The sequence below is a fragment of the Asanoa ishikariensis genome, assembly GCF_900107455.1.
Taxonomy (GTDB): Bacteria; Actinomycetota; Actinomycetes; order Mycobacteriales; family Micromonosporaceae; genus Asanoa; species Asanoa ishikariensis.
Window position 1 is genome coordinate 1029305 of the sequence record NZ_FNQB01000002.1, and the last position, 20453, is coordinate 1049757.

General features: G+C 71.5%; 26 protein-coding genes. 15 read left to right on the forward strand and 11 right to left on the reverse strand.

Features of this window, described 5'->3' with window-relative positions:
* Window positions 1-100: 100 nt before the first annotated feature.
* On the reverse strand, window positions 101-1030 hold the full coding sequence (locus BLV39_RS19070) for an NAD-dependent epimerase/dehydratase family protein (RefSeq protein WP_090794087.1): 930 nt from the start codon (window positions 1028-1030) through the stop codon (window positions 101-103).
* A gap of 152 nt (window positions 1031-1182) precedes the next feature.
* On the opposite strand from BLV39_RS19070, the gene rpmB reads away from it, so the two are divergent.
* Window positions 1183-1374: a 50S ribosomal protein L28 gene (gene rpmB, locus BLV39_RS19075; RefSeq protein WP_089254979.1), complete on the forward strand. Its 192-nt coding sequence runs from the start codon at window positions 1183-1185 to the stop codon at window positions 1372-1374.
* Between the two features lie 58 nt (window positions 1375-1432).
* Here rpmB and BLV39_RS19080 read toward each other — a convergent pair whose 3' ends face one another.
* From BLV39_RS19080 to BLV39_RS19095, 4 genes are all read right to left on the reverse strand, one after another.
* Window positions 1433-1879 (reverse strand): GNAT family N-acetyltransferase, encoded by a 447-nt coding sequence (locus tag BLV39_RS19080; RefSeq protein WP_373315396.1) that lies wholly within the window; start codon window positions 1877-1879, stop codon window positions 1433-1435.
* A 73-nt stretch (window positions 1880-1952) separates the two neighbouring features.
* The gene (locus tag BLV39_RS19085; RefSeq protein WP_090794090.1) at window positions 1953-2990 is read right to left on the reverse strand and encodes a hypothetical protein; all 1038 of its coding nucleotides are present in this window, start codon (window positions 2988-2990) and stop codon (window positions 1953-1955) included.
* On the reverse strand, window positions 2987-3517 hold the full coding sequence (locus BLV39_RS19090; protein WP_090794093.1) for an RNA polymerase sigma factor: 531 nt from the start codon (window positions 3515-3517) through the stop codon (window positions 2987-2989). Before BLV39_RS19090 ends, BLV39_RS19085 begins: the two co-directional genes overlap by 4 nt.
* A 39-nt stretch (window positions 3518-3556) precedes the next feature.
* Complete coding sequence (locus tag BLV39_RS19095) at window positions 3557-4498, reverse strand: thiamine-phosphate kinase (RefSeq protein ID WP_239083839.1); 942 nt, start codon at window positions 4496-4498, stop codon at window positions 3557-3559.
* A 79-nt stretch (window positions 4499-4577) separates the two neighbouring features.
* Here BLV39_RS19095 and BLV39_RS19100 point away from each other — a divergent pair, with 79 nt between their 5' ends.
* The 4 genes from BLV39_RS19100 (at window position 4578) to BLV39_RS19115 (ending at window position 6504) form a co-directional block, all read left to right on the forward strand.
* Window positions 4578-4811, forward strand: coding sequence for an Lrp/AsnC ligand binding domain-containing protein (locus BLV39_RS19100; RefSeq protein WP_089254975.1), 234 nt, complete (start codon window positions 4578-4580; stop codon window positions 4809-4811).
* Window positions 4812-5375: a DUF3515 family protein gene (locus BLV39_RS19105; RefSeq protein WP_090794099.1), complete on the forward strand. Its 564-nt coding sequence runs from the start codon at window positions 4812-4814 to the stop codon at window positions 5373-5375.
* A gap of 61 nt (window positions 5376-5436) precedes the next feature.
* Window positions 5437-5667, forward strand: coding sequence for a hypothetical protein (locus tag BLV39_RS19110; RefSeq protein WP_090794102.1), 231 nt, complete (start codon window positions 5437-5439; stop codon window positions 5665-5667).
* A gap of 291 nt (window positions 5668-5958) precedes the next feature.
* Window positions 5959-6504, forward strand: a complete 546-nt coding sequence (locus BLV39_RS19115) for a hypothetical protein (RefSeq protein WP_090794107.1) — start codon at window positions 5959-5961, stop codon at window positions 6502-6504.
* Window positions 6505-6518: 14 nt separating this feature from the next.
* Here the strand turns inward: BLV39_RS19115 and BLV39_RS19120 are convergent, their stop codons facing one another.
* Together BLV39_RS19120 and BLV39_RS19125 are read right to left on the reverse strand one after the other, a co-directional pair.
* A complete protein-coding gene (locus tag BLV39_RS19120; RefSeq protein WP_090794110.1) occupies window positions 6519-7142 on the reverse strand; it encodes a YceI family protein in 624 nt (207 codons plus the stop codon).
* Window positions 7143-7328: 186 nt separating this feature from the next.
* Entirely contained in the window at window positions 7329-8396 is a 1068-nt protein-coding gene (locus BLV39_RS19125; protein WP_143049811.1) for an LPXTG cell wall anchor domain-containing protein, read from the reverse strand.
* Window positions 8397-8704: 308 nt separating this feature from the next.
* Here BLV39_RS19125 and rsmD point away from each other — a divergent pair, with 308 nt between their 5' ends.
* The 10 genes from rsmD to BLV39_RS43045 all read left to right on the forward strand — a co-directional run bounded on the left by rsmD (window position 8705) and on the right by BLV39_RS43045 (window position 15878).
* Window positions 8705-9268, forward strand: a complete 564-nt coding sequence (gene rsmD, locus BLV39_RS19130) for a 16S rRNA (guanine(966)-N(2))-methyltransferase RsmD (RefSeq protein ID WP_090794116.1) — start codon at window positions 8705-8707, stop codon at window positions 9266-9268.
* Window positions 9265-9753: a pantetheine-phosphate adenylyltransferase gene (gene coaD, locus BLV39_RS19135; protein ID WP_090794119.1), complete on the forward strand. Its 489-nt coding sequence runs from the start codon at window positions 9265-9267 to the stop codon at window positions 9751-9753. Before rsmD ends, coaD begins: the two co-directional genes overlap by 4 nt.
* A 160-nt stretch (window positions 9754-9913) precedes the next feature.
* The gene (locus tag BLV39_RS19140) at window positions 9914-10411 is read left to right on the forward strand and encodes an SPFH domain-containing protein (protein WP_089254969.1); all 498 of its coding nucleotides are present in this window, start codon (window positions 9914-9916) and stop codon (window positions 10409-10411) included.
* An 80-nt stretch (window positions 10412-10491) separates the two neighbouring features.
* On the forward strand, window positions 10492-11055 hold the full coding sequence (locus BLV39_RS19145) for a YceD family protein (protein WP_090794122.1): 564 nt from the start codon (window positions 10492-10494) through the stop codon (window positions 11053-11055).
* A 5-nt stretch (window positions 11056-11060) separates the two neighbouring features.
* Window positions 11061-11234, forward strand: a complete 174-nt coding sequence (rpmF, locus tag BLV39_RS19150; protein ID WP_090794126.1) for a 50S ribosomal protein L32 — start codon at window positions 11061-11063, stop codon at window positions 11232-11234.
* Between the two features lie 22 nt (window positions 11235-11256).
* Window positions 11257-12258, forward strand: coding sequence for a phosphate acyltransferase PlsX (locus BLV39_RS19155; protein ID WP_373315395.1), 1002 nt, complete (start codon window positions 11257-11259; stop codon window positions 12256-12258).
* On the forward strand, window positions 12255-13001 hold the full coding sequence (rnc, locus tag BLV39_RS19160) for a ribonuclease III (RefSeq protein ID WP_090794132.1): 747 nt from the start codon (window positions 12255-12257) through the stop codon (window positions 12999-13001). Before BLV39_RS19155 ends, rnc begins: the two co-directional genes overlap by 4 nt.
* Before the next feature lie 9 nt (window positions 13002-13010).
* Window positions 13011-13871 carry a bifunctional DNA-formamidopyrimidine glycosylase/DNA-(apurinic or apyrimidinic site) lyase gene (gene mutM / locus BLV39_RS19165; RefSeq protein ID WP_090794136.1) on the forward strand — a complete coding sequence of 287 codons (861 nt, stop codon included), beginning with the start codon at window positions 13011-13013 and terminating at the stop codon, window positions 13869-13871.
* A gap of 119 nt (window positions 13872-13990) precedes the next feature.
* A complete protein-coding gene (locus tag BLV39_RS19170; protein ID WP_090797539.1) occupies window positions 13991-14956 on the forward strand; it encodes a S1C family serine protease in 966 nt (321 codons plus the stop codon).
* Window positions 14957-15065: 109 nt separating this feature from the next.
* The gene (locus BLV39_RS43045) at window positions 15066-15878 is read left to right on the forward strand and encodes a hypothetical protein (RefSeq protein ID WP_176984976.1); all 813 of its coding nucleotides are present in this window, start codon (window positions 15066-15068) and stop codon (window positions 15876-15878) included.
* Between the two features lie 42 nt (window positions 15879-15920).
* Here the strand turns inward: BLV39_RS43045 and BLV39_RS19180 are convergent, their stop codons facing one another.
* The 4 genes from BLV39_RS19180 to BLV39_RS19195 form a co-directional block, all read right to left on the reverse strand.
* On the reverse strand, window positions 15921-16616 hold the full coding sequence (locus BLV39_RS19180) for a spherulation-specific family 4 protein (protein WP_090794144.1): 696 nt from the start codon (window positions 16614-16616) through the stop codon (window positions 15921-15923).
* Entirely contained in the window at window positions 16613-18010 is a 1398-nt protein-coding gene (locus BLV39_RS19185) for a hypothetical protein (RefSeq protein ID WP_090794148.1), read from the reverse strand. Before BLV39_RS19185 ends, BLV39_RS19180 begins: the two co-directional genes overlap by 4 nt.
* Window positions 18007-19440 carry a GT4 family glycosyltransferase PelF gene (pelF, locus tag BLV39_RS19190; RefSeq protein WP_176984977.1) on the reverse strand — a complete coding sequence of 478 codons (1434 nt, stop codon included), beginning with the start codon at window positions 19438-19440 and terminating at the stop codon, window positions 18007-18009. The genes BLV39_RS19185 and pelF overlap by 4 nt, the downstream gene beginning before the upstream one ends.
* 97 nt (window positions 19441-19537) lie before the next feature.
* Entirely contained in the window at window positions 19538-20341 is an 804-nt protein-coding gene (locus tag BLV39_RS19195; protein ID WP_176984978.1) for a CAP domain-containing protein, read from the reverse strand.
* Window positions 20342-20453: the final 112 nt, after the last annotated feature.

The following is a 20453-nucleotide window of genomic DNA, read 5'->3' on the forward strand; positions in this document are numbered from 1 at the left end:
AGGGAGATCACCCCTGGCGGCCGAGACCTACCATGTCGATGGATCTCTCGATCGGAGGCGACGCGGTACGCCGCCGGCCGCACCAGGATCGAGGTCTGAGCTACTCCGTGGCGACCATCCGCAGGCCCTGCTTGTAGTCGACGACCGCCGGCGACCAGCCGAGCTCGTTCTGGGCCCGGTCGTTCGAGACCCGCATCGAGGTGGTCATCGCCGTGTAGCCGTACGGCGCCGTGTAGCGCAGCACCGGTGCGGGCACCCGCATCGGTGGCTTGGCGTCGACCAGGCTGGCCATCTCGTCGAGAAACTCGCCCCAGGTCACGGGAACACCATCGACGATGTTGTACGCGCTCCCCGCCCGCCCCTTCTCCATCGCCGCCACGGTGGCCGACGCCGCGTCGTCCAGGTGGACCATGGGGATCTCGCCGCCGCCACCCTTGATCACCGGGAAGCGCCGCTTGCGTACTGCGTCGATCATCCGTTTTGTCCCCGGATCGCCCCCGTAGAAGAGGCCGTACCGCAGCGCGATGCCCTCCAGCCCGGCCGTGTCGTACGCCGTCGACTCGGCCTCGTGGAAGGCGTCCATGATCGGGCCGAGCGGGCCTTCGGCCGGCACGCCGAACGGGTCGGCCTCGGTCAGCGGCGTCGTGCCGTGGTCGCCGTACCCGTAGCCGTACACGATCGACTGGGTCAGGAAGCGCTTCGCGCCGACCTCGCGGGCCGCGGCGACCAGGTTGGCGCTGCCGACCGTACGCAGCGAGTTGGTCTTGTCCATGTCGTGGAAGCGCAGTGGCGGCCGGGTCAGGGCCGTGCACTCGTGGATCACCACGTCGGCCTGCAGCCCGGATACGGCCCGCAGCAGGTCTTCTCGGTCCAGCACGTCGGCGACCAGCGTCTTCGCGCCGAACGCCTCCAGTCGCCGGGTGTTGGCCAGCAACCGCGTGATCCCGATGACCTCGTGGTGGTAGGCGACCAGTCGCTGGATCAGCGGCGTCCCGATGGCGCCCGTGGCGCCCGCGAGCAGTACCCTCATGACGACCTCCCGCCCTCCAGTCAACCCCGCCGCGCGCTGCGGTGGGAGCCGATTCGCCGGGTGCGACAGGGGTCGGGTATTCTCGACAGGTTGCCTGGTCGGCGTGGACCCACCAAGCAACCCCCAAGGCGACCAGATCCCAGGAGTAACCCGTGGCTAGCGTGTGCGACGTCTGTGGCAAGGGGCCGGGCTTCGGCCACAACGTTTCCCACTCGCACCGGCGGACCAACCGCCGCTGGAACCCCAACATCCAGACGGTGCGCACCCCGGCCGGTGGTGGCAACACCCGCAAGATGCAGGTCTGCACCTCGTGCATCAAGGCGGGCAAGGTCACTCGCGCCTAAGGCGCGATCGAGATCTCTCACAAGCCGCCGGGTCCATGGACCCGGCGGCTTGTCATGCTCACAACTTGCGGCCGAACGACCTGACCCCTGGCTCGTCGCGGTAGTAGCCGAAGTCCGGGATCCGCTCGTAGCCGTTGGCGACGTAGAACGCGATCGCCTCGGGCTGCTTGTCGCCGGTCTCCAGGATCACCCGCTTGCGCCCCGCCTCCCGGGCGGAGTCCTCGATGGCGCGCAGCACGGCCCGGGCCACGCCTCGGCGGCGGCCGGCGGGCGCGGTGTACATCCGCTTGAGCTCGGCTTCCTCGGTGCCGTGACCGCGCCAGCCCGCGCAGCCCACCGGCTCTCCGTCGAGGAACGCGACCAGGAAGTCGCCGCCGGGCGGATCGAAGTCGGTCGGGTCGACCGGGGTGTCGTCACCCGAGCTGCCGTAACGGGCGCCGAGGTCGGTCATCAGTTCGGTGACCAGCGCCGCTGACTCGGGCGCGGTGAACGGCAACCGCCGTATGTCCAGATGCTCCACGGACACGACGGTACGGCGGCGACCGGTGGGTAACCGGCCGCCGCCGCTGTAGCGACGATCACTCCGAGCGGTCGCCGGCCTTCGCGACGATCTTGTGGGTCCAGAGGACCTGATAGCTGACCGTGCCGCCGATCCCCGACGCCCGCCCGACGGCCCGCCCCGTGGTCGGGTCGAAGAGCAGTTCGTCGAAGCGACCTTGCTCGGTCTGCCGGATCGCCCAGACTCGCTTCCCGTCGAAGACGGTCTCGCGGGCCGACAGCCCCTTCCAGCTCTTGATCGACTTGAGCATCGCCACCCGCACGTCGGCCGGGAGCAGCAGCTCGGAGCTGACCAGCAACTCGCCGATCTCCTTGGCCAGCAGGTGGTCGTCGCTCCACTTGTCGTTCCTGATGCCCTCCAGCAGCTCGTTCCGCAGCGCGGCCGGCTGCGTCGGCAGCGCCGCCAGCCACTCCGGCGTCGGTTGCCAGATGTACGGCTTGTCGACCGTCGCGCCCGTGTCGGCACTCGTCGGGTTCTCCGCGCCGTTCTGAATGACCTTGACGGCGGTCATGCCCTGCGGTGTGAACCAGAACTCGGCCTCGTCAGCGGCCAGCACCGGCGCCGAGTCCTCGCCGATGTTGACGCTCGAGGTCACCCCGTACATCCGGGTGTAGATCAGTTGACCCGGCTGGACCGTTCGCGTCGGCGAGCCCGCCACCTTGGCGGCGAGCCGGTCGAGCGACTGCCGGGCGTTGATCGACTTGCTGGAGCCCAGCGGGAGCGGGGGCGCGGCCTTGTCGGCACCGCCGGTCGGGGCGCCGCCGCCCTTGGGCCCGGCGGCCGAAGGATCAGCCACCTTCGGGCTCGACGGCGCGCTGCCGACCCCGATCCCCGGGTCGGCGCCACCGCCCTGGAGGGCCACCACGCCGGTCGTGGCCAGGCCGGCGACCACCAGCGCGGCGGCGGCCGGCACCCAACGGCGGAACCGGGACCGGGCCGGTGGCACCTGGCGGCGGGTCATGGCGTGCCAGGTGCGGGAGACCGACTCGTCGGTCGGTTCGACGCTGCCCGGCGGCAGGTCGCGGATGGCGATGATGTCGGGATCGGCGCGGTTCACGGCTTATCTCCTTCTGGGGTGAGGGCGGCGCGAACCTTCGCGCGCGCCCGGTGCAGGGCCGACCGGACCGTGCCGGGTGGGATGTCGAGGGCCGTGGCGATCTCGGCGTAGTCGAGCTCCGCCACCGCGAACAGGAGCAGCACGTCGCGCTGGCGCCGGGGCAGCCCGGCGAGCACGGCGGCGAGCTTGCGGACGGTGCGCTGGGCGTCGACCCGATCCGTGGCCGCGTCCGGCCCTGGCTCGGTGTCGGCGAGCGCCCGCAGCGCCCGGATCTCGGTGCGCCGGTGCCGCCGCAGCAGGTTGGTCGCGATGCCGTAGAGCCATGGCAGGACACCACCCCGGCTGGGGTCATAGCGGAACCGCTGCTCGTACGCGACGAGGAACGTTTCCGCCACGACGTCTTCGGCGACGTGCTCGCCGACCCGGCGGGTGCAGTAGCGCAACAGGTCCCGCCCGTAGGCGGTGAACATGCCGGCCAGATCCGCCGGGTCGGCGCCGATGTCGGCTCCCGTGGTCGTCGTGGTCATACCCCTACTTGCCACGACGCCCCATCGAGGTTCCCCTTTTTACGAAGCGAAGTGGTCCCAGCCGAGCGGGCCCTTTGGCGGCTTGCCGTTGACCGTGACGCCCGTACCCTCGCCGACCCGGCCGATTTCCCGCCAGCCCTCCGGGAGGGTCCGGTCGGACGGGAAGGTCGCGGCCAGCGCGTGGTCGTCGCCGCCGCCGAGCACCCAGTGGTACGGGTCGACGCCGAGTGCCTGCGCCGCGTCCCGCATCTGCGGCGGCACCTCGAACGCCGAGCGGTCGATGTCGATCGCCACCTTGCTCGCCCGCGCGATGTGCCCGAGGTCCTGGAGCAGGCCGTCGGAGACGTCGAGCATCGCGGTCGCGCCGGCCCGCGCGGCCGCCGGCCCGGCGGCGTACGGGACCTTCGGCCGCCGGTACGCATCGACGAGCAGCACCGGGGTGCGGAAGCCGCGGCTGAGCACGGTGTAGCCGGCCGCGGCGTAGCCGACCCGGCCGCAGAGCGCGACCACGTCGCCGGCCCGGGCGCCGTCGCGGGTCACCGGGCGCCGGCCAGCCAGGTCGCCGAGCGCGGTCACGGCGATGGTCAGCGTCGGGCTGCCGGCCATGTCACCGCCGACCACGGCGGCGCCGACCGTGGCGGCCTCGGCGGCCAGCCCGTCGGCCAGGTCCTCGGCCCAGCGGGCGTCCAGGCCCGGCGGAGCGCAGAGCGCCACCAGCAGCGCCGTCGGCGTCGCACCCATCGCGGCGATGTCGGCCAGGTTGGCCGCGGCCGCGCGATGCCCGATCTCGACCCCACTGGCCCAGTCGCGACGGAAGTGGCGACCTTCGACCAGAGCGTCGGTGGACGCCACCACGCGACCGTCGGGCGCGGCGACGATCGCGGCGTCGTCACCCGGGCCCAGCAGCGTGCCTGGGCCGGGCTGAAGCCGGGCGGTAACCCGGGCGATCAGCCCGAACTCGCCCGTGCGAGCCACACTCACCAGTAACCTCCGGGTTCGGTGCCTGCTCCGTTGCGGTAGTTTCACTTCTCGTGCCGTTGGCGGCGATTGGAGACGGGTCGTGGTCCAGGCGTACATCCTCATCCAGACCGAGGTAGGAAAGGCGCGTGACGTGGCCGCGTCAATCTCGGATATTCCGGGCGTGGTCCGGGTCGACGCCGTAACCGGACCATACGAGGTGATCGCGTTGACCGAGGCACACACCCTTGACGAGCTCGGGAAGATGATCGTTTCCCGGGTGCAGCTCGTTCCCGGAATCACCCGCACGATCACCTGTTCGGTGGTGCATCTCTGAGTGGACCGTTCGACCCGCCAGGCCGCCCTGCTAGCGACCGCGGTTGCCATTCCGCTGGCCGTAATCGTGGTGCTGCTGTCCTTCTGGCGCTTTTCGCCTGACGAGCCCAAAGCCGCGCCGGCCACCTCAGCCCCGGCGCCGCAGGCGACGACACCGGTGACGATGACCGCGCCGACGCTGTCGCCCCGTGCCACGACTCTATGTCGCGCCCTGCTCTCGCAGCTTCCGCAGGCGCTCCGCGACCGGGCCCAGCGACCGGTGACGGCGGGCACGGAGCAGAACGCCGCCTACGGTGACCCGGCGATCACCCTGGCCTGCGGCGTCCCGGCGCCGACCTTCCCGCAGACCGACCTGGTCAGCCTGCTCGACAAGGTCTGCTGGCACGACGTGGTCACCCCGGACGCGACGGTGCTGACGACCGTCGACCGCGAGGTCACGATCCAGGTCACAGTGCCGAAGTCGTACGAGGCCGCCGGCCAGTGGGCGATCGTGTTCTCGAACCCGATCATCGAGACGGTCCCGAAGCTGGCCACCCCACCCGCGGGCTGCGCCGGCTCGGCCTGAGCGGCGAGATCGCCTCGATTGGGCGACTTCCGCCCCATCTCGGGCGGTGGGACCATGCGGCGTGACCACTCCGCCGCAGCGCGGCAGCACGGAGCAGACCGAGTCAATCGAGACGACCGACCCGTCCACGGGCTCGGACTCCGACTCGGGGGTCCAGCCTCCGGGCGACTACCAGGCACGGCACCGTTGGCCATCGCCCTGGTGGCTGGTCGTGGCGGTGCTGTTCCTCGTTCTCCTTGGTGTGCGGATCGCGCTGGTCCAGAACGGGTGGCTGTTCGGAGCGGGCGGCTGAGCCCAGCCGCGTGCGTCGGTGCTCCGGTGTATGGCTGGGAGTACTACGGCGTCACGACCGGTCCGATCGGAAACTACGCCCGCAGCGGGCCAGGTCTGTCGTTCCCACAGACGGATCGGTTCGACAGCGGATGCACCCTCGGCTTCGTCGGGTACTGCCTGGGCGACCCCCGTCGAGGAGGCTTACACCAAGTGGCTCGAGACGCGCTGGCTGCTCGTCGGTCGGCACACCGAGGAGCCCGCCCGCACCGGGGCGCGCCTGCTGTCGCGGGAGACCCCGGAGCAACGGTTCGTGAGCCACTCGTACGTCGCGCCCAAGAGCCCGGAAGGAAAGCTGGAGTACCTCGGCGCCGAAGCGTGTAAGGACGGCCGGCCCGCTCCCGGCACCGTGTCGATGACCGCTCCGGTCGGCGAGACCGGTGTCACCTTCAGTCTCCAGGTCGACCACGCGGAACGGGTCGGCGTCGCGATCGCCTTGCCCCGCCACCAACTGCGTCGGGGCAGCGCCATTCGCCGCGTCTATTCGGAGCCGACCGACGCGGCAGGCAAGGCCGAGGTCACCTGGCGGTATCCGTTGACGGTGGCCCAACTCGCCGCGAACCGTGCGCGACCCGCCTCGGTCGTCGCGCTGGCCGTCGCGTGTCTCGGCCCGGTCGCCCCGGCGGACAGCGACACCGCCGCGGTGCTTGGTTTCGAGGTCGCACCGGACGGCAGTGTGCGGCCGGGACCCGCACCGCCGCTCGACGTCGCTCTGCGCGACAAGCTCCGGCGTGCCGCCTGCGACAGTGAGGCGCAACCGGGCGCCGCGCCGTCCCCATCCGCGTCGCCGTCTCCCTGACGCGTGGAACGGCGTCAGTCGGCGCGGAGGGCCTCGCCGGCGATCTCGATGTGCACCGTCTTGCCGACCAGGACGCCGCCGCTTTCGAGGGCTACGTTCCACAGCAGGCCGTAGTCCTCGCGTTCGATCTCGGCGCTCGCGCTGAAACCGAAGATGTCCTGGCCGTACGGGTCGCGACGGGCGCCGCCCCACTCGACGCGCAGGTCGACCGAGCGGGTCACGTCGCGGACCGTGAGCTGGCCGTGCAGGGTGAAGCGGACCGGTCCCGGTGTCGGCTCGGGGCCGGTGACCCGCCGGTTGAGCTTGTTGTTGCGGAGCCTGGCCCACAGGAAGATCGGGTCGTCGGCGCCCTTCCAGGACATGCCGGTGCTGCGGTAGCGCATCAGGGGGAAGCGTTCGACGTCGAGGAAGTCGGGGCCACGCAGGTGGGTGTCCCGGTCCGCGTTGTGCGTGGTCAGACTGCCCGTGTTGATGATCGCGGTCACCGATGACGCCAGCGGATCCTCGCCGACCACGATCTGCGCGTTGGCTTCGCGGAACTCGCCCCGGACCGGGCTGACCATCATGTGCCGCGCGAGGAAGCCCACGCGCTTGTGCGCTTGGTCCAGTTTGTAGACACCAGCACTCGGGATGGACATGCCTTCCCAGGTTCTGGTCGCAGATGTGGACACGGTTTTACGAGCTCCCCCCAGATCGACCCAACCAGAATAAGGACGCCTGGCTGGAGGTCGGGGTTCGCTGACGGCAACGTGTCAGTGGACACAGACAAGCGCGCCACCCCTGGTAGTGAGGGGTGGCGCGCTGTGTCGACTAACTAGTCAGCCTCAGGCGGTGAAGCGGAGGCGACGACGACGGGCGACGTAGAACACGGCGCCGCCGAGGACCAGCAGGCCGCCCGCGCTGCCGGCGATGGCACCGGTGTTGGCGCCGGTCAACGGCAGGGTCGGGGTGTCCTCGTCGCAGCCTTCCGGCTTCGTCCAGGCGATCGGGTCGAGGTCCTCGCCACCGATGCTCGGCGTGACGGTCAGGCCGTCGGAGGCCGGGAAGGTGACCGTCGCGGTCTTGCCCTTCTCCACCTTCATGGTCTGCGGCTCGCCGGTGCTGGGGGTGAACACGACCTCGAACTCGAGGCCCTCCGGCGGGTTCGTGACCGAGATGCTCAGGTCGTCACAGGTCTGGTCGACGGCGACCTCGGGCTCGCAGCCGCCTTCCGGACCCTCCCACGTGTGCTCGCCGATCACCTTGTCGCGGCTCGTGACCACGACCTTGACGGGCGTCTCGTCCTCACTGGCCGGCACCACGAACGGCTCGGAGGACTTGCCGATCTCGACGATGCCCTTGGTGATCTCCTTGTCGCCGACCAGCACCTTGTAGCGCAGGCGACCGGTCGCCTCGCTGCCGTTGGACACCACCACAGTGACCTGACCGGCGCAGTCGTCGGTGAACGCCACCGCCGGCTTCGAGGTCCGGCAGCCGCCCTTGGGGATGTTGACGGTCGCGCCCCTGGTCGCCGAGTGGTCCTTGCGGCCGCGCTTCCAGTGCGCCTCGACGCTCAGCGAAGCCTTGGTCACGTTGGCGTCGAGCGTCTGGGTGGCCTTGAGCAGGCTGGCGTCACCAGCGAACGCCGGCAGGGTCGCGCCGGCCTTGATGGTGTCGCTCTCGAAGGTCGGGTCGAAGGTCGCGCTGACGATGTCGCCGGCGAGGTCCTGCTCGCTGTTGGCGACCTCCCACGCGACCTGCCACTTGCCGTCGACGCACGTCGCGGTGCCTGAGACCTCAGGGTGGTGGGCGCTGGCCGGGGCCTGGCCGAGGACGACCGCCGCGGCGAGGCCGACGACGGCGGCCCCTGCGACGGCGAGCGGTCGCCGCACTGTGGATGGGATGTGGAACACGCGTACTCCTGACAGGTGGGGGCTTGCAGGCAGGGTCAAGGCACCCGCGGCCACCGTCGACATAGGTCGGTCGTGGCACGGTTCGAGGCCTCACACGTTTCGCGTCGGCTGGGCGGCAGCCGGCACAGGCGGAGACCTTAGCGGTTTCTAAAACGGACACGCCGTTATCAGCTGGACCTAAGGATGGTGATATCGATTCGTGACCGTTGATATACGACACGTCACTTTTCGATCCCCGAAAGTCGCGGTGCGGGACGCGGTGCCTCCCCGACCGGACGAGTAGCCTGCACGGTTATGGGCAGGCAGTCATGACCCGCATCGTCGCGGGCACGCTGGGCGGGCGCCGGCTGGCGGCACCGCCTGGCGAGGGCACCCGGCCCACCTCTGACCGGGTACGCGAGGCATTGTTCAGCAGCATCGACTCGATGGTCGACCTCGACGGCGCCCGGTTCGCCGACCTCTACGCGGGCTCGGGCGCGGTCGGGCTCGAGGCGCTGTCGCGGGGTGCCGCCCACGTCCTGCTGGTCGAGTCCGACGGCCGGGCGGCGCGCACGATCCAGGTCAACCTGACCACGCTGCGCGCCGAGCCCGCCGCGCGACTGGTCGTCGACCGGGTCGCCACGGTCCTCGGCCGCGGGCCCGATGGCGAGCCCTACGACGTGGTGTTCGCCGACCCTCCGTACGCGGTGACCGACGAGGAGATCGCCGAGACGGCGACCGCGCTGGTCGGCGGCGGCTGGCTGGCCCCGGACGCCCTGGTGATTTTCGAGCGCTCCTCGCGGAGCGGGCCGCCGCCGCAGGTGGAGGGGGTCACGTCGGTGCGCAGTCGACGTTATGGGGAGACGACGCTTTGGTACGGTCGCCGATCATGAGGCGTGCGGTGTGTCCCGGATCGTTCGACCCGGTCACCAATGGTCACTTGGACATCATCGGCCGGGCGAGCCGGCTGTTCGACGAGGTGATCGTCGGCGTGTTGATCAACCAGTCGAAGACCGGGTTGTTCACCGTCGACGAGCGCATCGAGATGCTCCGCGAGGCGACCAGCGGTTACGGAAACGTCCGGATCGAGTCGTTCCAGGGTCTGCTGGTCGATTTCTGTCGGACGGTGCAGGCGGCCGTCGTGGTCAAGGGCCTGCGGGCGGTCAGCGACTTCGACTACGAGCTCAAGATGGCGCAGATGAACATCGGGCTCGCCGGGGTGGAGACCCTGTTCATGCCGACCAACCCGCTCTACTCGTTCCTTTCGTCGAGCCTCGTCAAAGAGGTGGCGAAATGGGGCGGTGACGTGTCCGCGCACGTGCCCGACCACGTCCTGGACGCTCTGCGCGACCGACTCGCCGCCAACGGGGTCCGCTGACCTACCGGTCGACCGATCGTCGTGGTTCGATACCTGGTGCGTAGGCCCCTCGATACATAGGGCGACGCGCCGATCCGGAATGGGCACGGTGTCGCCTCCGGGCCGCATCATGGATGGAGCAGCCGTCCGGCCGCCGGCCGAAAGATGACAGGAGAGTGCGGTGGATCCGTTCGAGCAGATCGACGAGATCATCGCGATTGTGGAGCACGCGCGTGCGGTCCCGATGTCGCGAAACAGCGCCATGGTCGATCGCGGTCCCATGATCGCCAAGCTTGACGAGCTCCGCGCCGACCTGCCCAGCGAGCTGCGGCGGGCGGCCGCGCTCCTCGACGAGCGCGACAAGATCATGGACGCCGGCAAGCGTGAGGCCGACCGGATCATCAGCGAAGGCGAGGCCGAGCACGCCCGGCTGGTGTCGGTCAACGAGATCACCGTCAGCGCCGAGCACGAGGGCGCCCGGATAATCTCCGAGGCCCGGGCCGAGGCGCAGCGGCTGCGGGAAGAGGTCGACGACTACGTCGACACCGCGCTGGCCAACTTCGAGCAGTTCCTGACCCGCGCGCTAGCCTCGATCGAGCGAGGGCGCGACAAGATGCACGCGCTGCGCGAGATCGGCACCTTTGTCGGCGAGGAAAACGAACGTCCGCTGCCCTTCTGACCGGTTGCCGGCCCGGTTGGCCCTGTCCGGCACGCCTCGGGTAACCTGGCATGTCGGCCTCGCTAGGCCGGAGTCTGACTATGCCAAAAAACACGCAGAACAACCTCGACCCCCGCGCCCCGCTGGTTCTCGATACTCGAGAACTGCCCCGGCGTCCTGGTGCGCTGCGCACCATCGAGCGCGTCGTCTCGGCACCGTCCGACCTCGGCCTGGAGATGATCGGTGTGCCGGCAGGCGCCGAGTTGGGTCTTGATCTGCGACTCGAGTCGGTGTCCGAGGGCGTGCTCGTCTCCGGGACGGTCCATGTCCCGGTCACCGGCGAGTGCGGCCGCTGCCTGCGCCCGATCAGCGACTCGGTGGAAGTCCCGATCCAGGAGCTGTTCGCCTACCAGCACAGCACCACGGACGAGACGAGCGACGAGGACGAGATCGGCCGGGTCCAGGGTGATCTGATCGACCTGGAACCGGCGGCACGGGACGCGGTGGTGCTGGCACTGCCGACCAACCCGGTGTGCCGTGCCGATTGCCCTGGGCTGTGCCCCGAGTGTGGGGGACTGCTCGACGAACTGCCCGCTGATCACAATCACGAGCAGGTCGACGCGCGCTGGGCGGCGCTGTCTGAACTTAACCGTGAAGGGAAGTAACTACCGTGGCCGTTCCCAAGCGCAAGATGTCGCGGAGCAACACCCGGTCGCGCCGGGCGCAGTGGAAGACCACGGCGGTCGCGACTGTGGCTTGCCCGCAGTGCAAGTCGCCGAAGCTGCCGCACACCGCGTGCAGTGTCTGCGGCACCTACAACGGCCGTCAGGTCATCGAGGTCTGATCTCGGCGTGACGCACCCGACCCTGGGTCGGGCAGCGTCGGCGCCCGGCGACCCGGTTCCTGGACGTTCCCCGGAACCGGTCGCCGTGCGGATCGCCGTTGACCTCCTCGGCGGGGACGGAGCTCCCGCCGTCGTGGTTGACGGCGCTCTGCGAGCGTTCGCGGCTGACCCCGATCTGCACCTGCTGCTCGTCGGCCCCGCTGAGGTGGCCGACGAGTTCATCGCGGCCATTTCGGCCGCCGACCGCCACCGGGTGTCCGTGCGACCCCTGTGGGGCGCTGTCGGCATGGCCGACCCGCCACAGCGCGGTGGACGCTTCGACACCACCGTCCGCGGTGCCGCCCTGGCCGTCGCCGAGGGTGCGGCCGACGCGCTCTTCTCCGCCGGAGCGACCGGCGCCATCGTCACCGCGGCCGTACTCAGCCTGGGCCGCTGGCCCGGCATCCGGCGCCCCGCGCTGCTCGCCACCATCCCCGCCGTCGCCGGCCCGGTGACGCTGCTCGACGTCGGCGGCTCGTTGGAGGCGCGACCGATCACGCTGGCCGGGCACGCCCTGCTCGGAGCCGCGTACGCCAGCGTCGTGCACGACATCGCCCGTCCGCGGGTCGGCCTGCTCTCCATCGGCACCGAGCCCGGCAAGGGCGACCGTGCCCGGCGGACCGCCGACCCGATGCTGGCGGATCTCAAGCTCGGCGGCGACGCGCACTACGTCGGCCTGGTCGAGGGCTACGACGTCTCGTCGGGCGAGCGGGCCGATGTCGTGGTGACCGACGGCTTCAGCGGAAACATCCTGCTCAAAGGCATCGAGGGCGCGTACGCCATGGCCGGCGGACCGCCGCCGGGTGGCGCCGCGCCCCGAGCCGCCGCACTGCTCGGCGTCGGCGGCACCGTCGTGATCTGTCACGGCGGCGCGACCGGCGACGACATCGCGTCGGGCCTCGCGCTCGCCGCGACCCTGCACCGAAACCGCGCGATCGCCCGCATCGCGACGGCGCTTGCCGACCTTATCGAGGTGACCACATGACAAACGACAAGCGGCGGCGACCACCTGTTGCGCAGTTGGAATCGGCGTTCGGCATCGGGTTCGACGTCGACATGCTGGAACGGGCGTTGACCCACCGGTCCTACGCGTACGAGAACGGCGGGCTGCCGACCAACGAGCGCCTCGAGTTCCTCGGCGACTCGGTGCTCGGCGTCGTGATCACGACCGCCCTCTTCAACAACCACCCCGACCTGCCCGAGGGTCAGCTCGCCAAGCTGCGGGCCAGCGTCGTCAACATGCGCGCGCTGGCCGACGTGGCCCGGCGGCTCGGTCCGGGCGGGCTCGGCCAGTACCTCCTGCTCGGCAAGGGTGAGGAGACCACCGGCGGGCGTGACAAGAACAGCATCCTGGCCGACACCCTGGAGGCGCTGCTCGGCGCGATCTATCTCCAGTACGGCCTGGACACCGCCGCCGTGGTGATCCACCGGCTGTTCGACCCGCTGATGGCGGAGTCCGCCGGCCGGGGTGCCGCGCTGGACTGGAAGACCAGCCTCCAGGAGCTGACCGCGACGCTGAGCCTCGGCGTCCCGGAGTACCGCATCGACGAGGCCGGCCCCGACCACGCCAAGACCTTCACGGCCTGGGTCGTGGTGGCCGGCAACCGCTACGGCGGCGCCGACGGCCGCAGCAAGAAGGAGGCCGAGCAGCGCGCGGCCGAGTCCGCGTGGCGGGAGCTCTCCGTTCGGGTGACGGAGAAGGTGGCCGCGCCCGCCTCGGCCGAATAGGTTTACCCGGTGCCTGAGCTACCCGAGGTCGAGACCGTCCGCAACGGTCTGGAGAAGCACGTCGCCGGCCGGCGGATCGCGTCGGTCGAGGTGCACCATCCGCGCTCGGTCCGCCGCCACCTGCCGGGCCCGCTCGACTTCGCCGGCCAGCTCGTCGGCCGCCGGGTCGTCGACGTCCGGCGCCGGGGCAAGTACCTGTGGCTCCCGCTGGACAGCGGCGACGCGATCGTCGGCCACCTCGGCATGTCGGGCCAGATGCTGCTCCAGCCCGCCGGCGCCCCGGACGAGACCCACCTGCGGATCCGCTTCCGGTTCGACGACGGTGACCCGGAGCTGCGCTTCGTCGACCAGCGCACGTTCGGCGGCCTGTCGGTCTCCTCGGGTGGTGCCGACCTGCCGGACGAGATCGCGCACATCGCCCGCGACCCGATCGACCCGGAGTTCTCCGACGAGGGTTTCGCCGCCGGCCTGCGCCGCCGCCGCACCGAGGTGAAGCGCGCGCTGCTCGACCAGACGTTGATCTCCGGGGTCGGCAACATCTACGCCGACGAGGCGCTGTGGCGGGCGAGCCTGCACGGCACCCGACCCACCGACCGGCTGACCAGGCCGGCCGCGTTGCGCCTGCTGGGCCACGTCCGCGACGTGCTCGAAGAGGCGATCCGCGCGGGCGGCACCAGCTTCGACGCGCTCTACGTCGACGTCAACGGCGAGAGCGGATATTTCGAGCGGGGCCTGAACGCGTACGGCCGGGAGGGCCTGCCCTGCAACCGGTGCGGCGCGCCGATGCGCCGAGAGGCGTTCATGAACCGCTCGTCGTTCTCGTGCCCGAAGTGCCAGCCGCGGCCACGGACGGTCGTCCCGAGCCGCTGAACCGGCGTTTTCCGGCATCTCCGCATTGGTCCCGCTTGATCCACCACGGGTGGCGGGAAGATCAACAAGCGGGTACGTTCCTGCGGGCCATCGAGCCCAGAAGGAGCGTGAACGGCGACATGTCGGCTGACCACAGCCACCCTCCGGCGCCGGCGTGGCCGCCGCCGCAGGCCAACCACCACCCAGCAGGACCACCACCCACGAGCTACTACGGGGCCGCGCCCGGGTTTCCCCCCGCCGCTGGTCCGGTGTCCGGGATGCCGTTGCCGGGTGTGCCCGGTTCCGCACCGCCGCTGATGTCCGGGACGGCGCGGGGGCGTCGCGGGCGTTCGGTGGTGGTCGCGGTGATCGCGGCGCTGGCCGTCGTCGTGGCGGCCGAAGGCGCCTGGGCGCTGCATCTGTCGAGCCGCCTCGGCACGGCGGAGCGGGCGCTCGACTCCGACCGGGCCGCCGCGAGCGACCGGCTGGCCGCGCTGGAAAGCCGCGCGGACAAGCTCGAGGAGCGCGCCGGCAGCGCGTTCGACGCGCAGGCGATCGCGACGGCCACCGTGCCCAGCGTCTTCCGGGTCGCCGCCGGTCCGGTGACCGGCACCGCGTTCGCGGTCGGTGCCAAGGCCGGCGGCGGCACCAACCTGATCACCAACTTCCACGTCGTCGAGGACGTGTACGACGACGGTGGCCGCGAGGTCTTCCTGGAGCGCAAGGACGCCCGCTGGCCGGCCACCATCGTCAAGGTCGACAAGGCCAACGACCTGGCCCAGCTCTCGTCGAAGGCCTCGTTCGCGGGCCTCGCGACAGCCGCGAACGGGGTGCGGACCGGCCAGCAGATCGCCGTCGTCGGTGCCCCGCTCGGGCTCACCGACTCGGTGACCACCGGCGTGGTGAGCGCCATGCGGCCCATGGACGACTCGCCCGGACCGCTGATCCAGTTCAGCGCGCCGATCAACCCCGGCAACTCCGGCGGACCGGTGATCAACTCGGCCAAGCAGGTGGTCGGTGTCGCCACCGCCAAGGCGCAGGACGCCGAGGGCATCGGCCTGGCCGTGCCGATCGACGTCGCCTGCCGCCTGTTCCCCGTCTGCTGACTGCTTCCTGCTCGCGCTCCGGGTCGGGTGTCCACATCCGACCCGGTGGCACGAGCGATTCCACAAACCCCTCCGGAGCAACCCTCCGGTGCACTATCTGGAGTTCACGATGACGCAAACCCCTGACCACGAATCGACCACGCCGATGGCCCCGGCCACTCCGGAGCCGCCGACCGTTCCCTTCAGCGCTACCCCGCCGGCCACGCCGCCGACTTCCCCGTACGCGGCACCGACCGCGCCGTACGCCGCACCGACCCCGCCGTACGCCGCGCCGGCCGCGCCCTACACCGCACCGGCGCCGGCTCCCTACGCCGCACCGGCCCAGCCCACGGCGTCGCCGTACGCGGCCCCGGCCACCCCGCAGCCGTACGCCGCGCCGGCCCCGGACGGCAGCCAGCCGCCCGCCAGCCCGTACGCGGTCCCGGCCGTCCCGCCGGTCTCGGGCCAGCCCGCCTACGGCCACCCGTACACCGACCAGCCGTTGTCGGCCCCGCCCTACGGCATGCCCGCGGTGGCGACGGCGCGCAAGCCTCGGCGTACCGCCGTCATCGTCCTGTCGATCCTCGCCGGGTTGCTGTTCATCAGCAGCGGTGTGCTCGGCGGCATGTTCGTGGTGCAGCGTGGCGAGACCGACCGCGGCAACGTGGAGATCGCCGCACAGAACGCGGACCTCACCGCCAAGGCCAAGAAGATCGAGGAGCTCCAGACCAACCTCGACTCGGTCAACTCGGCGAACATCCTCCAGCAGCAGGAGCTGGACGGTTCCAAGAACGACCGGAACGAGCAGGAGCGGCAGAAGAAGGTCGTCAGCAAGTGCCTCGACCTGCTCCTGGAGGCGTTCGCCGCGGACACCGAGTCGCAGTTCGACAAGAAGATCCGGGCCGCCGAGAAGACCTGCGACGAGGCCGACAAGTACATGTGACCCACCGGCGCCGCCGGCCCCGCACCAGCGGGGCCGGCGCGCTCAGCCGGGTACGACCGCCAGCGGGCGCGGTGAGTCGGACGGCAGGCCCTGCCACGGGCTCGGCGGCCAGCGGTCGGTGACCAGGCCGAAGCCGGCACCGCGCCAGGCCATCACGCGGCGCGCGTGTTCGAGCTGCCACGGCGGCACGCTGTGGATCAGGTGGCCGTCGCCGGGCAACGAGCCCTCGCCGGTCCAGTCCTGGTAGTTGTCCCAGGCACCCTCGAACACGCAGATCGGCACGCCGAGGTCCCGGTAGACCGGCTCGGGCGGCGTGCCGGGGTTGAGCACCGTCGCGAACAGGCCGGCCCGACGGGCGACCCGCACGGCCAACGCCACCGGACCCATCCCGAACGCGCCGGTCGGGCACCGGTCGAGGAAGACCCCCGACATCGGGTACGCGCTCCAGCGGTCGACGTCGTCGAGGATGTCGGCGATCGGCCGTGCCGAGTAGCCCAGGTCGACGTAGCCGAGCATCGGCACGCCGTCCCGCGCGAGCCGGGCGGTCGCCGAGAGGTAGGACTCGTCGGGCACGGCACCCGGCCCGTCCTGCACGTTGACGACCACGGTGGTGCCGACCAGCGCGTCCGGGTCCCAGGCCTGCGGGTCCTCGTGCGGATGCACGTAGAGCGGCACCAGCCTGGTGGGCGCCGGCCCGGCGGTGGAGGCGCCGGGTACCCGGCGGGGCAGCTCGATCATCGGTAGCTCCCGGAATGGAAGACGGTGTGTGCGGTGGCGGCGAGGCCGAGCACCGAGGTCGCGGCGAGGCCGGCCACCGTCGCGGGCAACAACACCTGGATCAACGAGTCGGCGCCACCCGTCGGCACGGCCACCAGCAAACCCGCTACCGGCGCCACTGCGAAGGCGACCGGCGCCAGCGCCAGCAGCGCCGCCAGCACCAGCCGGCCGCGGGTGGCGAGCAGCAACGTCGCCGCCCACGCGCCGGCCAGCAGGACGCCGGCCGCGGCCGACAGCACCAGTGCGCGGGCGTCCGGGTGGCGGGACAGCTCGTAGGGCAGCCGGAACGCGGCGACCACCAGCGCGGCGCCGATCGCCAGCGGTGGCACCAGCGCCGCGAGGGTGACCACACCCAGCGCGCGCAGGTGGCGGCGGTAGGCGGCGACGTCGTCGTAGAGGTCCAGGCCCGCCGCGGCGCCGGCGGCGTGCCAGCCGACGAACAGCTCGATCAACGGCACGGCCAGCAGCAGCGGGACCGCCGCCGCCCCGGCGCCCGGCTCCAGCCGCGAGACCAGCAGGAACGCGCCCGCCTGGCCGGCTCCGACGAGCAGGTACGCGATCATCGCGCCGACCGGCGTACGCACCGGGACCCGGGCGCCGGGTGGGTCGCGGCGCAGCGCCGGTGCGAAGGCCCGGGCGGCGGCGAGCCCGACCGCGGCGCCGAGCGCCCAGGGCGGCACCATTCCGGCCAGCAGCGCGAGGCTGACCCCCCAGACCGGCACCGACCAGCGCAGCACCGCCCCGACCCGGTCCCCGATCAGGGCAGCCGCGACGGCGGCGAAGGCGACGAGCACGACACCGCAGACGGGGTACGCGACCGCGCGCGAGCCGACCAGCCAGCCCGGACCGAGGGCGACCACGACGCCGCACCCGGCCGCACCGACCAGCAGGCCGAGCCCGAGCCGGCGCAGAGCCGCACCGGTCGCACCGTGCCCGGCCCGCGCGTACCCGGCGCAGGCCAGCGCCTGACCGCCCGACCAGCCGAGCACCAGCGTGATCGCGAGCAGTGGCCAGCCGACCCGGTCCAGCGTCGCGTCGGAGGCGATGGCGGCCAGCGCCGGCGTCAGGAACAGCGCCGCTCGGGCCAGCGCGGCGCGGGCGAACGGCGCCATCACCCGTCGCGGCGGGAGCGCACCCGGCTGGCCGCGCCTGGCCCAGAGCTGGGCCAGCACCGCCTCACCCAGCGCGAACACCGTCGGCACGCCGTACTTCACCTGCGCCTGCTTGTCGCTGATGCCGGCCGCCTCGATCGTCGCGACCAGCTCGTCGACGTCGACCACCACGGCGCTGCCGGCGAACCGCTCCGCCAGGTCGGCTATCGACCGCGGCGGCGGACCGACCGTGGGTGCGCTCATGCCGCCACCGCCGCTCGGACGTCGGTGTAGAGCTGGCGGTAGGCGGCCAGCATCCGGTCGACGGTGAAATGCGCCAGCGCCCGGTCCCGGCCGTGTGCGCCAAGGGTCCGTCGCCGCTCGCCGTCGCCGAGCAGCTCCAGGCAGGCCTGGCCGAACGCGACCGGGTCGCCGGGCGGCACGATCAGCCCGGTGCTGCCGACCACCTCGGACACCCCGCCCACGTCGGTGCTCACCGTCGGCCGGCCGCACATCATCGCCTCGATGATCGTGTACGGCAGGCCCTCGGAGATGCTCGACAGCGCGACCAGGTGACCGTCCGCGTATGCCTGGCGGCTGCAGGTCACCGGGCCGGACAGGTCGACCGCGTCGCGCAGGCCCAGCCGTTCGATCAGGGCGAGACAGCTCGCCGCGTACTCCCGGCCGGTCTCCGGCACCGGGCCGGCCAGCCGCAACCGGGCCAGCGGTTCCGCGTCGCGGATGGTGCGCATCGCCCGGATCAGCGTGTGCAGGTCCTTGAGCGGGTCGATCCGGCCGACCCAGGTGACCGTCGGCACCGTCGGCTCGGTAGCCAGCGGCGGGTAGCGCAGCGGCTCGACCCCGTTGGGTACCACCACGACCTTGGCCGGATGGGCGCCGAGCCGCAGCTCCCAGCGCTGGTTGAAGCGGCTGACCGCGGCGACGAGCGCGGCCTCCTCGTAGCCGAGCCGGGCCAGTGCGCGGTAGAACCGCAGCACCACGGTCTTGACCGCGAGCGGCATCCCGGTGCCGTGCTCCAGATAGCGTTCGCGCAGGTAGACGCCGTGTTCGGTGAGCAGGAACGGCGTGCCGGCGCGCCATTTGGCGGCCAGCGCGACCAGCACCGGCAGGCCGGCGGCGGCCGGGTGGCAGAGATCCACCCGGGGGGTGCGGCAGGCCAACGGGCGGACGGCGTGCTCGAGCAGCACCGCGGCGGAGCGGGCGTCGCGCAGGGACAGCCGGGGCAGCGGAGGCCGGCCCGCGGCCGGTCCGGCGGAAGCCTGCCAGGCGTCGAGCAGCACCTCGGGCAGTTCCGTGCCGAACAGCGGGTGCGTGCCGTCGCCGGACAGCTCGGTCAGCCGGCGCAGGCCGTCGGCGAACATGCCGGCGCTGTGCGGGTCGTCCCCGAGCAGCCCTCGGCAGAGCAGCACGGCCGCGGCGGACGCGGCGCGCCGGCGCCGGTGCCGGGCGATCCCGCCGGAGACGGTGATCGGTCGGTCCCACACCGGGTACGTGTCGACCGCGGTGACGGAGCTCGGCACCGGGTAGGCGGGCTCGCGTGGGCCGCCGTGCCCGGTGAGCGCGACGACGTGGAACTCGTGCCCGTCGAGCCCGTTGAGGATCTGGTGGCACCAGGTGCCGACGCCTCCGGGCGCGTACGGGTAGGTGCCTTCGTTGATCAGTGCTACGCGCACGACGGGACTCCGTGCGCCGCGGCGGCGGCGGTCTGGGTCATGCAGAAGGCAACGACCCACCGCCGCGCCGACGCGCCGCCTGTCGACTAAGCGACAGCTACTTCACTGATCCGAACATCTGGGTCCAATACGGGCTGCCGTCGCTCGCCTTCGCGAGCCCGACTCCGATCGCCTTCGCGTCGCAGTTGAGGATGTTGGCCCGGTGGCCGGGGCTGTTCATCCAGCCGTCCATGACCGAGGCGGCGTCGCGGTAGCCCATGGCCACGTTCTCGCCGATCGCGTTGTTGTAGCCGGCGGCCTTGGACCGGTCCCACGGGCTGCTGCCGTTGCTGCCGTCGTGCGACATCGTGTTGTGCTGCGCCTGGTCCACGCTGTGGAGCTGGGCGGCCTTCGTGAGCTTGGCGTTGACGGTCACCGCGCCGCAGCCGTTCATCGCCCGCTGCTTGTTGGTCTCCGCCACCACCTTGGCCTGCTCGGACCCGCCGGCGCCGCTGGTCGAGACCTTGGTGCCGCCGCTCGAGGTCGGCCGCTTGCTCGTGGGGGCCGTCTTCTTCGGCGTGGTCGTGGCCTTGCGCAGCGTCTGCTTGGGCGACGGGGGAGCGGTGGGGCTGGCCTCCACCGGCGTCGGCGACGGCTCGGACAGCGTTTCGTCGCCATAGGCGTCGCCGTCCGGGCCGTCCTCGCCACCGCTGGTGTCGGCGTCGAAGGCGCTATCGCCCGGGCCGGCGATGGCGCCCTGGGTGGAGCTCTTGGAGGTGCCGATAAAGCTCGATGGCAACAATGCCGCGCCGGCGCCCAGGCCGCCTAAAATGATCATTACTACGAACGCCAGGCCGAGAGGGCCGAAATTACGCCGTGCGTTTCGGTGCTTTGCCGTGCCGGCGTGATCGGTGTCCTGCACTCGGTCCCTCCAAACGCGACCCCTTTGGGGTCGAACCTGTTGCATCAAGCTGGTCGGGACGCTATACGTGACCTGCTGAATCGGGCAATCTGCCTAAGGAATTCCTAAGGCT

Excerpts from the sequence above, each read along its gene's own strand:
- BLV39_RS43045 (WP_176984976.1), top strand. The coding sequence starts at position 15,066 with ATGACGCAAACCCCTGACCACGAATCGACCACGCCGATGGCCCCGGCC.
- BLV39_RS19180 (WP_090794144.1), bottom strand. The coding sequence starts at position 16,616 with ATGATCGAGCTGCCCCGCCGGGTACCCGGCGCCTCCACCGCCGGGCCG.
- rnc (WP_090794132.1), top strand. The coding sequence starts at position 12,255 with ATGACAAACGACAAGCGGCGGCGACCACCTGTTGCGCAGTTGGAATCG.
- BLV39_RS19070 (WP_090794087.1), bottom strand. The coding sequence starts at position 1,030 with ATGAGGGTACTGCTCGCGGGCGCCACGGGCGCCATCGGGACGCCGCTG.
- BLV39_RS19120 (WP_090794110.1), bottom strand. The coding sequence starts at position 7,142 with ATGTCCATCCCGAGTGCTGGTGTCTACAAACTGGACCAAGCGCACAAG.
- rsmD (WP_090794116.1), top strand. The coding sequence starts at position 8,705 with ATGACCCGCATCGTCGCGGGCACGCTGGGCGGGCGCCGGCTGGCGGCA.
- coaD (WP_090794119.1), top strand. The coding sequence starts at position 9,265 with ATGAGGCGTGCGGTGTGTCCCGGATCGTTCGACCCGGTCACCAATGGT.
- BLV39_RS19145 (WP_090794122.1), top strand. The coding sequence starts at position 10,492 with ATGCCAAAAAACACGCAGAACAACCTCGACCCCCGCGCCCCGCTGGTT.
- BLV39_RS19090 (WP_090794093.1), bottom strand. The coding sequence starts at position 3,517 with ATGACCACGACGACCACGGGAGCCGACATCGGCGCCGACCCGGCGGAT.
- BLV39_RS19185 (WP_090794148.1), bottom strand. The coding sequence starts at position 18,010 with ATGAGCGCACCCACGGTCGGTCCGCCGCCGCGGTCGATAGCCGACCTG.
- BLV39_RS19170 (WP_090797539.1), top strand. The coding sequence starts at position 13,991 with ATGTCGGCTGACCACAGCCACCCTCCGGCGCCGGCGTGGCCGCCGCCG.